This is a genomic window from Rhodococcus sp. S3 (genome assembly GCF_058211795.1).
On the sequence record NZ_CM177074.1, the window covers coordinates 3,810,509 to 3,823,049 of the forward strand.

Consider the following 12,541-nt stretch of genomic DNA (forward strand, 5'->3'; position numbering starts at 1 on the left):
GAACGCTGCCCTTTTCGACACTGTCCTTTTCGACACTGTCCTTTTCTGCACTGTCCTTTTCTGCACTGTCCTTTTCTGCACTGTCCTTCTCGGCCATGTCTCCATAGTCTGGGGACGGGAACGCTATGGGAAGTACGCACTTTGCGATCACATACGGACCGAGATGTAACGATCGGCGATGAGCAGGGATTCCTGATGACCAGCGATTCTTGATGACCGAGGAGTTCCGATGACACGGAAGGCCGTGGAGACGGCGATGCAGGTGTGCCCGGTGGAGATCGCCGTGGCGGTCCTCGGGGGCGCGTGGAAGCTCACGATCGTCAAGAACCTGATCGACGGGCCATGTCGGTTCGGCGAGCTGGGCCGGCGTGTCGGTCCCGTCAGCGCGCGAGTGCTCACCCGGCAGCTCCGCGAACTGGAGGCCGACGGAATCGTGTCGCGCACGGTCTTCGCCGAGGTACCGCCACGGGTGGAGTACGAGCTGACCGAGCTCGGCCGGACCCTCGAGCCGGCCGTCGCGTGGCTCGACGACTGGGGTGCGGCCTACAGCAGCAGGCTCACCGAGCGCAGCTGAGTGTCGGGAGAGCGGGGGTCAGATCAACCCCTGCTTGCTCGCGGCGTAGACCGCCTCGGCTCGGCGGCTCACCCCGAGTTTGCGCATGATGTTGCTGACGTGGAACTTCACGGTGGTGGCCGAGATGAACAGCTGCTCACCGATCTTCACGTTCGACATGCCGGCGGCGAGAAGCTTCAGCACCTCGAGTTCGCGGCCGGTCAACTGTTCGGCGGGTGCACCCTGCCCGTTGAGCGAACGCACGACCGCCGCGGCACTGCGCGAGTCGAAGGCGCTCTCGCCGCGGGAAACCGCCCGGATGGCGCGCACCAGCTCGGTGGTGTCGACGTCCTTGACGACGTAACCGCGCGCGCCGGCGTGCACGGCCCGCACGACGAGCTGTTCGTCGAGGAAGGTGGTGAGGACGAGCAGGCCGATACCCGGATGCGCCGAGGACAGCCGTCCGCACAATCCCAGTCCCTCGAAGTCCGATCCGGCCGAGAGCTTGAGGTCGAGCAGCACGATGTCGGGGCGCATGCGGTCGACGAGTGCGAGCGCCTCCGCGTCCGTCGAAGCCTCCCCCACCACTTCGAGATCCGGCTCGCGGTCGAGGATCGAGCGGAGTCCCTGGCGGAGGATCGCGTGGTCGTCGACGAGTGCGATGCGCACCGTGCCGGGCCGCGCCCGCGGGGTCGCCTGCGGCGGCGTGACGGTCATGACGGTTCTCCCACCTGTTGAGCTACAGCATTGTCCTGCAACGGAATCCGGGCCGCTATCCGCACACCGCCGAGTCGCGAACGACGCACCTCGAGCGTGCCGCCGAGTTCGCGGGCGCGGGCCTGCATGTTCGCGAGACCGCGGTGGCTCCCGTCGAGGTCGTTGGCGGCGAGCCGCAGCATCACCCGTAGACGCGCGGGGTCGCCGTCGCCGTCGTCGGCCACCGACAGCAGGACCGCGTCGCGTCCGTAACTGAGCCGCAGCACCACGCGACTCGCGTTGGCGTGCACCGCCGCGTTGAACAGCGCTTCGCCGGCGATCCTGAGCAGGGCGTGCTCGGCCTCGCCGCTCAGCTCGACCGGCGTGCCGCCCATCCTCGTCCTGACCTCGAGTTCGCCCGGCATGTGAGCCACGCTGAGCTGTTCGAGCATCTCCGGCAACGACATCCGTTCGGAATCGGACGGCCGGTTCAGCGCGTAGATCGCCGACCGCAACTGCTCGACGGCGCCGCGGGTGAGTTCCTTGGCGAGATCGAGTCGTTCGCTGCGTTCGGTGTCGGGGATGTCGCTGCGGCACACCTCGATCTGCATGCCCGCCGAGAGCACGGCCTGTGTCACACTGTCGTGGAGTTCGCGTGCGATGCGGTGGCGTTCCTCGTCGAGCGCCTGGTTGCGGTGGGCGACGCCCAGCTGCCGCTGCGTGACGGCGAGTTTCTTCAGGGTCGCTTCGAGTTCCTCGTTGCGTGCCTGCAGGTCGGCGGCGGCGCGGTTCGCTTCGCGGTAGGCCTGTTCGGCGCGTTCGAGCAGGAGCTGCCCGCGCTGGTAGAGAGCGGAGTTCTGCAGCGCCACCGCGGTCTGGCTTGCGAGGATCGACAGAACGGCGCGGTCGGTGGTGTCGAGGGCGCGGTGCTCCGGTGTCCACGCGGCGATGGCACCGGCGACTCCCCCGTCGAGGACGATGGGCACGAACGCGTGGTGGTTCTCGACCAGCTCGCGTCGCTCGACGGCTCCGGTGCGCACGGCGTCGAGCAGGGCCACGACCTCGTCGGGCAGGGGCGGTCCCTCGACGTTGTCGACGAGGAAGGGGGTCGCGTCGGGGCCGAGCACGAGCCTGCGCGGTCCGGCATCGGGCAGGACACCGTCGGCGAGAGCGAAGGCCACCCACGTCGCACTCAGGTGTGCGCGGGCGGCCTCGGCAACGGCGCAGATGAGCGTCTCCGGCCCTTCGACCGTGCGCACCAGCGCCCGGGAGATCAGCTCGAGTGCGTGGACGACGCGTTCGAGTCGCTCGGCGGCGCCGCGATATTGCGGATAGAAGGTCGACTTCCCGGAGCGGAGTCCGGTCAGTGCCGACAGGTCGGGAGCACTCACATCGCCGTCCGGAACAACTCGATCATCTGCTCGCGGGTCGCGGTGCGCGGATTCGTCGACATGCACGCGTCGCGCAGGGATCCCTCCGCGAGTCGCGGCAGGTCTTCCTCCCGCACACCGAGTTGGCGCAGTCCGCGCGGAACACCCACCTGACGGGCGAGAGCGTCGATGCGCGCCGCGACGGCCTCGACGGCCTCGGGCGCGGCACCGCGCGCCTCCTCCAGACCGAGGGTCGCGGCGACCTGGACGAACGGCTCGGGGTTATCGGCGCCGTTGAACCGGATGACGTGCGGCAACAGCACGCCGTTGATGACCCCGTGCGGCAGATCCAGCAGCCCGCCGACCTGATGGCTCATCGCGTGGGCGGCGCCGAGAATCGCGTTGGTGAACGCGAGTCCGGCCTCGAGGCTCGCCTGGGCCATGGTGGCGCGAGCGGGCATGTAGGTCGGGTCGTCGATCGTGCGTACGAGCGTGCCGGTGACCATGCCGACCGCCCGCAGTGCGTGATGGTCGGTGAGGGGGTTGTGGGCGCGGGAGACGAACGCCTCGATGCCGTGGGTGAGGGCGTCGAGTCCGGTGGCGGCGTTGAGGTCGGCGGGCATGGTGGTGAGCAGTCGCGGATCGATCACCGTGAGGTCGGGGACGAGCGACCGCCCGATGATGGTGATCTTGCTGCCACGAGCGGTGTCGGTGACCACGCAGAACTGGGAGACGTCGGCTCCTGTCCCGGACGTCGACGGCACCATGACCATGGGCGGAATGGGAAGCGGCGCGCGGTCGACGCCCTCGTAGTCGAGGATGTTGCCGCCGTTGGCGGCGAGGATCGCGACGCCCTTCGCGGCGTCGATCACCGAGCCACCGCCCAGGGCGACGAGGACGTCGCAGCCCCGCGATCGGTACAGCTCGCGACCGGCGGCGACCTCGTGGTCCTTCGGATTGGGGGTGAGCCCGGCCCACACCGTGGCTTCGACACCCTGGTCACGCAGGTATCCGAGGAGTTCGTCGACCCAACCGGCCTCGATAAGCCCCGGATCGGTGACGAGCATGGGGCGGACACCGCCGAGCCGGACGGCGGCGTGGGCCGCTTCGACGAGCGAGCCTTCCCCGAAGACGATCTCGGGGGCGTGGAACTTGACCAGGGCCGGCCCCGAAGCGTGGTGGTCGTCCCGAGGGGTCGCGGAAGCACGGGGATGGGTCGTGTTCTGGTGTCCCGGCATGACGACGGCCACTGTTCACTCCTGACGATCCGCACGATCCGCGCACCTGTGTGATCCAGCTTACGGTGCACGGGTTGTCGGGCGGAGCGGGCACGGGACGCACCGGACCGATGGCGAGGTCGGCACCTATCCGACAGGGTAGGTCACCGAAGCGGGTCGGCGCGCGGCGGATCTCCCCCTACGGCGTGCACCGATACATCGACAGTCCTGCACCGATACGTCGACGGTTCTGCGCCGCTACGTCACTGCCCGCCGGTATCGCCCATCACGGCACCCTCGCGGCGGGGGTCGGCACCACCGACCCATCCCTGCCCCTGACGCAGCAGCGCGCTCAATCCACTGGACTGCGGGGCGACGGACACCTCGTGGCCCATGTCGCGGAGCTGCTGCACGAGCGGATCGTTCGCTCCGTCGTCGGCACCGTCGATCGCCGGATGTTCGCCGCCGACCCCGGTGACGGGGGTGTTCGCGGCGCCGAACGACACGGCCGAGACGGCCTGCTGCGGGTCGAGGCCCCAGTCGAGGGTGTTCACGAGCGTCTTGACGACGAACTGGATGATCACCGAACCGCCCGGCGACCCGACCACCATCCGGATGTCGCCGCGACCACCGTCGGGTGTGCGTTCGAAGACGAGCGTCGGGGCCATCGAGCTGCGCGGCCGCTTGCCGGGTTCGACGCGGTTGGCGACGGGCAGTCCCTCCTCGTCGACCGGTTCGGCCGAGAAATCCGTGAGCTGGTTGTTGAGCAGGAAGCCGTCCGTCATGTGGAACGAGCCGAAGGCCGACTCGATCGTGGTCGTCATGGACGCGACGTTGCCGTAGCTGTCCGCGACCGAGATGTGGCTGGTGCCGTGCTCGGGGCTCTGCGGCGGCATACCGAGCGGGACCGGACCGAAGTCGCCGGGCTGCGCTTCGCCCATGCTCTTGCCGGGATCGATCAACCCTGCACGTTCGGACAGGTAGTCCGGGTTCACCAGGGTCTCCAGTGAGCCGCCCGGCAGGGGGACGAAATCGGCGTCGGCGACGTACTTGTCGCGATCGGCGTAGGCGAGTCGTTCGGCCTCGGAGATCAGGTGCACCGCGTCCGCGTCGGGGACACCGCCGTCGGCGTCGACATCACCCGGCGGCAGCGACGCGAGGTCGAAGTTCTCGAGGATGCCGAGCGTCGCCGCGACCGCCATGCCACCGGAGGACGGATTGGGCATGCCGCAGATCTCGTACTCGCGGTAGGGGGTGCACAGCGGTTGCCGTTCCTTCGCCTGGTAGACGGCGAGATCCTCGAGGCTCATCGTTCCGGGTGTACGCCCGCCGGAATCGGTGCCGGTGGACTCGACGATGCCGGCCGCGATGTCACCGGTGTAGAAGGCGTTCGCGCCGTCGGTGGCGATCGCCGAGAGCGTCTTGGCCATGGCGGGATTCGTGAGGGTCTCACCCGCGGCCTTGGGTGAGCCGTCGGCCTGCAGCAAGTAGGCGCGCGCCTCGTCGTCGACGGCGAGCTGTTCGGCGGAATCGGCGATCGACTGCGCCAGGCGGTCGCTGATCACGATGCCCTGGTCGGCGAGATCGATGGCGGGGCGGAACAACTCGCCCCAAGCGGCGTTCCCGTGTTCCGCGTGGACGGTTTCGAGCATCCGCACGACGCCGGGCACGCCGATCGACCGGCCGCTCGCACGCGCGTCGGGGTGGGGTTCGGTGCGATCGGTGTCGCTGATCCAGCGCAGGTAGTTCTCGGTCGCGGACATCGGTGCCGTCTCGCGGCCGTCGTATGCCGTCACCTCACCGGACGCGGCGTCGTAGTAGACCAGGAACGCTCCACCGCCGATACCCGAGGACTGGGGCTCGACGAGGCCGAGAACCATCTGGGCGGCGACGAGTGCGTCGGCTGCGGTCCCGCCGTCGCGCAGGACCTCACACGCTGCTTCGGTGGAGACGGGATTGGCCGTCGACACGGCGAAGGAGGAGGTGGTCACCGCTGTCATGCCGGCGCGGTAACCGGTCGCGATCTCGGGGTTCGTGGAGATGTCGCGATCCCCGGTCTCCGTCGGCTGCGTGTCGGTGATCGGGGTGCCGTTCGGTTCGGCGGTGCAGGTCGCGGCCGCCGCGGTCTCCTGCACATCGGCGGCACCGTCGGATTCCGTATCGCCGGACGCGGACATACACGCGCCGAGGAGGGTGATCGAGACGGTCGCGGCGAAGGCCGCGCGGACACCGGACCGGACTCTCGAGGGCAGGACCATTCCCCGACCGTAACCGGGCGCGTGAGTGGCCGTAGGGAATTCGACCGCGAGCGGCTCGCGTCCGTGCGCCGGACCCCTTGACGCGGCCGTCGCCCAGGGAGCATCCTTTATTCAACCGGATGGTTGATAAACCGGAAGGTTCACAAAGCGGAGGCGATCGTGTACGACGACGAGACGGACGACACCGCACTCGACCTGGCGTTCACCGCACTGGCCGATCCGGTCCGCCGCTGCATCGTCGCCCGGCTCAGCCGGGGCCCGGCCACGGTCACCGAACTCGCGGAACCCTTCGAGATCACCACGCAGGCGATCTCGAAACACATTCGGGTGCTCGAACACGCCGGTCTCGTCACGCGCACGCGCGACGCCCAGCGCCGGCCCGTCCATCTGAACCCTGCACGGCTGGAGATGCTGACCTCCTGGATCGACCGCTACCGGTTGGTGAAGGAGCAGCAGTTCCGCGATCTCGACGCCGTGCTGGCCCGGGAAGCGGCCCCCGATCGTCCACGGGGTGTGTAGCCCACCCCGATCCTCATAGTGTGCACAGCGCACCCCGGTCTCCGGAGGACCATCATGACCAGCAACGCAGTCACCCTCTCGATCCCCGAGGGCGTCCCCTTCATCGACTACGAGCGGGAGTTCGATTTCCCCCTCGAGGACGTCTTCCGCGCCCACAAGGACCCCGATCTCGTCGCGCAGTGGCTCGGCCCGCGCGGCATGGAGATGAAGATCGAGGAGTACGACCTCCGCACCGGCGGTTCGTACCGCTACGAACACTCCGACGACGGCGGCAGCTACCGCTTCGCGGGTGTCTTCCACACCGTGCGCGAGAACGAGCTCATCGTCCAGACCTTCGAATATCTCGGATTCCCGGATGTGGTGAGCCTCGAGACGCTCACCTTCGTCGACCTCGGGAACGGCCGCTGCAAGCTGGTCGGCCATTCCGTGTACCCGAGCCAGGAGGCCCGCGACGGCATGGCGGAATCGGGTATGGAGACCGGCCTGACCGAGGGCTTCGAACGACTCGAGGAGCTGCTGGCCGGGTCCGCGACACGGTGAGCGCCGCTCACCGCAGGGCGTGGCCGAGTTCGGCGGCGCGCGCGAGCAGTTGCACGCCGTCGCGGGCGACGACCACCTCGTCGCACACCTCGGCGTAGTCGGGCATCGCGCAGGTCGCCTGCGTCCAGTACCGCTCGGGCTCGGGCGTGATCCACGCGAGGCGGTGCACGCGGCGACGGAGTTCCTCGAGCCGATCGGTGCGCGGGGGAGGACCGTTGCAGCGCCCGTCCCCCACCACCAGCACCGACGTCCGGCCGTCGATCGATCCGGAGTGCTCGGTGAGGAGTTCGTCGAACATCCGGCCGTAGTCGCTGCTCGCTTCGAGATCGACTGCGGGATGGGCGAGTACGGCGGCCAGAGCACCGTCACCGCCGGCAGCGAGCAACTGTGTCGTCACGTCCACCGGACGATCGACGAAGGCGACCACCCGGCACCGGTGCGCCCGCCCGTGCATCGCCTGGGCGAGCCGGAGCGTGAACGCGGTGATCGGACGGACCGACAACGAGACGTCGGCGAGGACGAGCAGCCGCACCCGGTCGGGGCGGGGCGCGCGGACGACGAGCCGGAAGGGCACGCCGTCGGTCCGCATCCCCGCTCGGGCGGTCCTGCGCATGTCGAGCCGTCCGCGGGTCCGCTCACGCGGATGGGGCCGGACCGGTCCGCGCATGCGGCGCAGCACCTCGTGGCATGCGAGCTCGATCTCGGCACGGTCGATACCGGCGGTGTCGTGCGATTCGGGTGCCTCGACGCCTTCGGTCCCCGGCACCGCGGCGGCGAGCGAGGCCACGAATGCCTCGACCGCGTCCACGAGTCGCGCGAGCTGCGAGGCGGAGAGAGGTTCGTCGAGGACCTCTCCCCCGTACGTGCGGTGCGGGTCGTAGGCGTCGAGCCACGCGAGGATCGACGCCGGGTCGTCCCACGACAACGATCCGACGACCGCGGCCCCGGGTTCACCGGACAGATCACCCACCGTCGTGGTCGCGGCGTTCTCGACGTCGACGGTGTAGGTGACGCCGCGACGGCCCGAGTCCGCACCCGTGTCCACCGACAGATCGGCGTCGGACGATGTCATCGACACATCGTCGTCGTCCTTGTGCGGGTTGAATCCCTTGCGGGCCTCCGGGGTGTCGAAGTGGTCGCCGACCTCGGCTGCGCGTTCGTTGTACTCGGCGTAGCGCGCGACACTCGGGTCGTCGCCGATCTCGAGCGCCGCCGGCAGGGACTCCGCGAACTGCGCGCGGGCGGGACCGCCGCCGCTCGCGACGACGGCGGCGTCGACCGCACCGAACAACTCGTCGAAGGCGCGCTCGAAGCCGGCCCTCTCGTGCGGGTACTTCGCGCACACCGCCCGCAAGCACGAGCGCAGCGAATCCCGCTCGCGGACGGGGACCAGGTCGAGCACCCGGCGCACCTCGATGCTCTCGGCCGGTGACGCCGCGACACCGTGGCGTCGCAGGAGCATGCCGAACACCGCCGCCACCACGTCGAGCACGTAGCGGGGGCGACGCTCGTCGAGCGCGGTCACCCGTGTCGCCCGGGGTGTGGACACCCGTCCCACTCGGGATGCGTACATCGCGGGGTCACCCCCGCAGTCCGCTGCCCGCGGCATCGCGACCGCCACCACCGCGTCCCCGGAAGACGGAGGTCGTGGTGTTCGCCGGGCGTGATGCGACCGTCACACGTTCGTGCGACGGGACAGGTTCGGCCGCAATCGCTTCGGACATATCCGGTTCGGACGTCGCGGTTGCCGGTGCCGCACCGCCGAGCCGCGTCTTCGCGAGGTCGACGTCGCCGGTGTACTTGAGCAGCGTCGCCAACAGCACGTCGCGCATGCCGCCCAGCGAATCCGGGTCGTCGGCATCGTGTCCCATCACCGTCGCTGCGCGCGCGGCGTCGATGACCTCCGAGATCGAGGGGCTCTTGCGCAGCGGCAGATCGCGCAGGGTCCGGGACAGATCGACGATCTGGTGGGCCGTTCCCGGGCGCACATCCGGCACCCGGGCGGTGACGATCTCGCGTTCACGTTCGGGTGTCGGGTATCCGACGTGGTAGTGCAGGCAGCGACGCTTGAGCGCGGGCGACAACTCGCGAGTGTCGTTGGAGGTCAGGATCACCCACGGTGTGGACCGCGCCGTGAACGTGCCGACCTCGGGGATCGTCACCTGCCGTTCGGCGAGCACCTCGAGCAACAGTGCCTCCATGGACTCCTCGGTGCGATCCACCTCGTCGACGAGCAGGACCACCGGCTCCTCCGAGAGCACGGCCTCGAGCAGCGGACGGACCGACAGGAAGGTCTCCGAGTACAGGCCGAAGTCCTGCTGCGCGAGGAACTTCGACGCGTCCGCGAGGTCGGCGTGACCGGCGAGCAGTTCGCCGATGCGGTCGCGCAGCATCTGCACGTGCAGCAGCTGTTTGGCGTAGTCCCACTCGTACAGGGCGCGGCTGTCGTCGAGCCCTTCGTAGCACTGCAGCCGCACCAGTTTCCGGTCGCCGACCGCGGCGAGCGCCTTGGCCAGTTCGGTCTTGCCGACCCCGGCGGGGCCTTCGAGCAGCAGTGGCCGCTCGAGTGCGGTGGCGAGGTGCACGACGGTCGCGAACTCGTCGTCGGCGATGTAGTCGTGCCGGCGCAGCGCATCCTTCAACTCGGCGCCCGAGGCGAACGGGGTCATCCGGGGTCTCCTTGTCTGGCGTGGTCGCAGCGGAGCAGGGCGCTCCCGGGGCGCAGGGGACGCCCCGGGAGCACGGGTTCTCAGTAGGACCGGTTGATGCAGTGGTCGACGACCGGGATCATCGAGTCGACCGTGACCTCGCGGGGGTTGCCCGGGGTGCACCAGTCGTCCTGGATGTGCTCGGAGATCGCCCGGACGGTCTTCTCGTCGCCGCGGATCGTGTCTCCGCGACCCGCGTACTTCTTGGTGTTCATCTGGTTCTTCTCGTACGAGTCGGTGCGCACCTGACCGAAGTTGTCGGGGATGCCGACGTCCTTCGCGAGACGGATCGCCGCTTCGACCGCCGCGTCAGCGGCCTGGACGGTGGTCATGTTGCGGGTGTCCACGCCCATCGCGGTGGCGATGCGGGCGTACTGCTCGTAACGGGAGGGCAGGTTGTACTCCCACACGCGGGGCAGCGCGATCGCGTTGTTGAGGCCGTGGTGGCTGTCGAAGAAGGCGGAGACGGCGTGCGAGATGGAGTGCACGATGCCCAGGCCGCCGGAGTTGAAGGCCTGCGCGGCGATGTACTGGGCGTTCATCATGCCTTCGCGGGCCTTGAGGTTGCGCGGCTCGAAGACGGCCTCGCGCAGGTTCTTCGCGACCAGTTCGATCGAGTAGAGCGCGTTGCCCAGCGACGGCGCGAAGTCCAGCCGGGAGACGTACGGCTCGGAGCCGTGGGCGAGGACGTCGAAGCCGCAGTAGGCGGTGAAGTGCTGGGGGCAGCTGTAGTAGAGCAGCGGGTCGTCGATCGCGAGGGTGACGATCGTGGCCTCGTCGAAGCCGACCCACTTGTGCGGGTGGTCCATGTCGGAGGTGTCGGTGATGACGTACGCCCAGGACGTCTCGGAGCCGGTGCCGGCGGTCGTGGAGACGGCGATGTGCGGCGGGTTCTCCTTGTTGGTGGACTTCGCGAAGCCTTCGAACTCGTTGATGTTGCGGCCGTCGTGGGCGATCACGACGCGCGCGCCCTTGGCGGCGTCGTGGCTCGATCCGCCGCCGACGGAGATGATCGAGTCGCACTTCTCCTTCTGGTAGAGCGCCGCGGCCTCCATGACGTTGTAGTCCTTGGGGTTGGACTCGACCTTGTCGTAGAGGACGACCTCGACGCCCTGGTACTCGATCTTGCCGATGAGCTCCTCGATGATCCCCGATCCGCGCAGGCCGGTCGTCATCAGCAGGGCGCGCTTGAAACCGAGGTTCTTCGCCTCGACGCCGAGGATGTCGTGGGCACCGACGCCCATCAGCGCGCGGGGGAAGGGATGGAATTCCTTGATCGGGAAGTCCCAGATCTGATTGAGCTCGATTGCCATGGTGTATCTCCTCGCAGAGGGGGTGTACCGGATCGGGAGTGTGATGTGGACCTCATCCGCGATTCACCATCGACCAGAGTCGCGAGGCGTGAAAGACACAGCGGCCGAAACCGTCCGGTCGCCGCGGGGGCACCGCCCGTTCGGGTAGGGGACCTCCCGCTGACCGGGTGGGCTCCGCACCCGCCCGAGCAGTGCCGGTACCGTTTTCCTCATCCCATGCGCGCTGGTAACCTGAATTAGAACACGTTCTAGATTCGGTCGTGCGCGGCCATCTTTGCAGGAGAGGACGAGACCCACCCATGACGACTGTCGAGGTGCCCCACGGCTCACGCTCGGTGATCCTCACCGTGTCCGCCGTCGTCGAGGAGACCGCCGACACGCGGTCGATCGTGTTCGCCGTCCCGGACGAGCTGCGCGACAAATTCGCCTACCGGCCCGGCCAGTTCCTCACCCTGCGCATCCCGAGCGACCGGACGGGCTCGGTGGCCCGCTGCTACTCGCTCGCGAGCTCGCCGTTCACCGACGACGCCCCCAAGGTCACCGTCAAGCGCACCTCCGACGGCTACGGATCCAACTGGCTGTGCGACAACATCGCGGCCGGACAGACCCTCGAGGTGCTGCCTCCCGCGGGCGTCTTCACCCCGAAGTCGCTCGACCACGACTTCCTGCTGTTCGGCGCCGGCAGCGGCATCACCCCGGTGATCTCGATCCTCAAGTCCGCACTCACCCAGGGCGGCGGCAAGGTCGTGCTGGTCTACGCCAACCGCGACGAGAAGTCCGTCATCTTCGCCGAGGAGTTGCGCGCGCTCGCGGAGAAGTACCCGACGCGCCTGACCGTCGTGCACTGGCTCGAGTCCGTGCAGGGCCTTCCCACGGCCGATCAGCTCGCGGCGATCGCAGCGCCCTACGAGTCGTACGAGGCGTTCATGTGCGGCCCCGGACCGTTCATGGACACGGTCCACCAGGCCCTGAACACCGTGGGCATGCCCCGCGCCCGCGTGCACGCCGAGGTCTTCAACTCGCTGTCGGGCGACCCGTTCGCCGACCAGGCGCCGGTCGAGGTCAGCGACGAGGACGCCGCCGACGCCGCGACCGTCGAGGTCGAGCTCGACGGCGAGGTCCACAAGCTGTCGTGGCCGCGCAAGCAGACCCTCGTCGACATCATGCTCGCGAAGGGCATCGACGTGCCGTATTCGTGCCAGGAGGGCGAATGCGGGTCGTGCGCGTGCACCGTGCTCGAGGGCAAGGTCGAGATGGAGAACTGCGACGTGCTCGACCCCGAGGACATCGAAGCGGGCTACATCCTCGGTTGCCAGGCCCGGCCGGTGACCGACCACCTCAAGATCGAGTTCTGAGCCGGCGGGTTC

The 12,541-nt window shown here is 68.8% G+C and carries 11 protein-coding genes; 4 read left to right on the forward strand and 7 right to left on the reverse strand.

Annotated features, from left to right (window positions below):
• Nucleotides 1–229 precede the first annotated feature (229 nt).
• The gene (locus AC0LPE_RS17550; protein WP_088897102.1) at nt 230–574 is read left to right on the forward strand and encodes a winged helix-turn-helix transcriptional regulator; all 345 of its coding nucleotides are present in this window, start codon (nt 230–232) and stop codon (nt 572–574) included.
• 18 nt (nt 575–592) lie between these two features.
• Here the strand turns inward: AC0LPE_RS17550 and AC0LPE_RS17555 are convergent, their stop codons facing one another.
• The 4 genes from AC0LPE_RS17555 to ggt form a co-directional block, all read right to left on the reverse strand.
• Nucleotides 593–1,270, reverse strand: a complete 678-nt coding sequence (locus tag AC0LPE_RS17555) for a MadR family response regulator transcription factor (RefSeq protein WP_016690913.1) — start codon at nt 1,268–1,270, stop codon at nt 593–595.
• On the reverse strand, nt 1,267–2,640 hold the full coding sequence (locus tag AC0LPE_RS17560) for a MadS family sensor histidine kinase (protein WP_016690912.1): 1,374 nt from the start codon (nt 2,638–2,640) through the stop codon (nt 1,267–1,269). Before AC0LPE_RS17560 ends, AC0LPE_RS17555 begins: the two co-directional genes overlap by 4 nt.
• Nucleotides 2,637–3,869, reverse strand: coding sequence for an iron-containing alcohol dehydrogenase (locus AC0LPE_RS17565; RefSeq protein ID WP_490604900.1), 1,233 nt, complete (start codon nt 3,867–3,869; stop codon nt 2,637–2,639). The genes AC0LPE_RS17560 and AC0LPE_RS17565 overlap by 4 nt, the downstream gene beginning before the upstream one ends.
• Nucleotides 3,870–4,099: 230 nt before the next feature.
• Nucleotides 4,100–6,094, reverse strand: a complete 1,995-nt coding sequence (gene ggt / locus AC0LPE_RS17570; RefSeq protein WP_490604901.1) for a gamma-glutamyltransferase — start codon at nt 6,092–6,094, stop codon at nt 4,100–4,102.
• Nucleotides 6,095–6,253: 159 nt separating this feature from the next.
• Between ggt and AC0LPE_RS17575 the strand changes: the two genes are divergently transcribed.
• Both AC0LPE_RS17575 and AC0LPE_RS17580 read left to right on the forward strand, forming a co-directional pair.
• Nucleotides 6,254–6,613 carry an ArsR/SmtB family transcription factor gene (locus tag AC0LPE_RS17575; RefSeq protein WP_016690909.1) on the forward strand — a complete coding sequence of 120 codons (360 nt, stop codon included), beginning with the start codon at nt 6,254–6,256 and terminating at the stop codon, nt 6,611–6,613.
• Nucleotides 6,614–6,667: 54 nt separating this feature from the next.
• Nucleotides 6,668–7,153 carry an SRPBCC family protein gene (locus AC0LPE_RS17580; protein WP_016690908.1) on the forward strand — a complete coding sequence of 162 codons (486 nt, stop codon included), beginning with the start codon at nt 6,668–6,670 and terminating at the stop codon, nt 7,151–7,153.
• Nucleotides 7,154–7,160: 7 nt separating this feature from the next.
• Here the strand turns inward: AC0LPE_RS17580 and madC are convergent, their stop codons facing one another.
• The 3 genes from madC to mdo form a co-directional block, all read right to left on the reverse strand.
• Entirely contained in the window at nt 7,161–8,615 is a 1,455-nt protein-coding gene (gene madC, locus AC0LPE_RS17585; RefSeq protein WP_490606367.1) for a MadC family VWA domain-containing protein, read from the reverse strand.
• A gap of 118 nt (nt 8,616–8,733) precedes the next feature.
• A complete protein-coding gene (locus AC0LPE_RS17590) occupies nt 8,734–9,822 on the reverse strand; it encodes a MadB family AAA-type ATPase (protein ID WP_088897099.1) in 1,089 nt (362 codons plus the stop codon).
• Between the two features lie 80 nt (nt 9,823–9,902).
• Nucleotides 9,903–11,174 (reverse strand): NDMA-dependent methanol dehydrogenase, encoded by a 1,272-nt coding sequence (gene mdo, locus AC0LPE_RS17595; protein ID WP_016690905.1) that lies wholly within the window; start codon nt 11,172–11,174, stop codon nt 9,903–9,905.
• A gap of 299 nt (nt 11,175–11,473) precedes the next feature.
• Here mdo and AC0LPE_RS17600 point away from each other — a divergent pair, with 299 nt between their 5' ends.
• Complete coding sequence (locus AC0LPE_RS17600; protein ID WP_059383283.1) at nt 11,474–12,529, forward strand: ferredoxin--NADP reductase; 1,056 nt, start codon at nt 11,474–11,476, stop codon at nt 12,527–12,529.
• Nucleotides 12,530–12,541: the final 12 nt, after the last annotated feature.

Coding starts and splice junctions, on each gene's coding strand:
- AC0LPE_RS17550 (WP_088897102.1), top strand. CDS start 230: ATGACACGGAAGGCCGTGGAGACGGCGATGCAGGTGTGCCCGGTGGAG.
- AC0LPE_RS17555 (WP_016690913.1), bottom strand. CDS start 1,270: ATGACCGTCACGCCGCCGCAGGCGACCCCGCGGGCGCGGCCCGGCACG.
- ggt (WP_490604901.1), bottom strand. CDS start 6,094: ATGGTCCTGCCCTCGAGAGTCCGGTCCGGTGTCCGCGCGGCCTTCGCC.
- AC0LPE_RS17580 (WP_016690908.1), top strand. CDS start 6,668: ATGACCAGCAACGCAGTCACCCTCTCGATCCCCGAGGGCGTCCCCTTC.
- madC (WP_490606367.1), bottom strand. CDS start 8,615: ATGCTCCTGCGACGCCACGGTGTCGCGGCGTCACCGGCCGAGAGCATC.
- AC0LPE_RS17590 (WP_088897099.1), bottom strand. CDS start 9,822: ATGACCCCGTTCGCCTCGGGCGCCGAGTTGAAGGATGCGCTGCGCCGG.
- mdo (WP_016690905.1), bottom strand. CDS start 11,174: ATGGCAATCGAGCTCAATCAGATCTGGGACTTCCCGATCAAGGAATTC.
- AC0LPE_RS17600 (WP_059383283.1), top strand. CDS start 11,474: ATGACGACTGTCGAGGTGCCCCACGGCTCACGCTCGGTGATCCTCACC.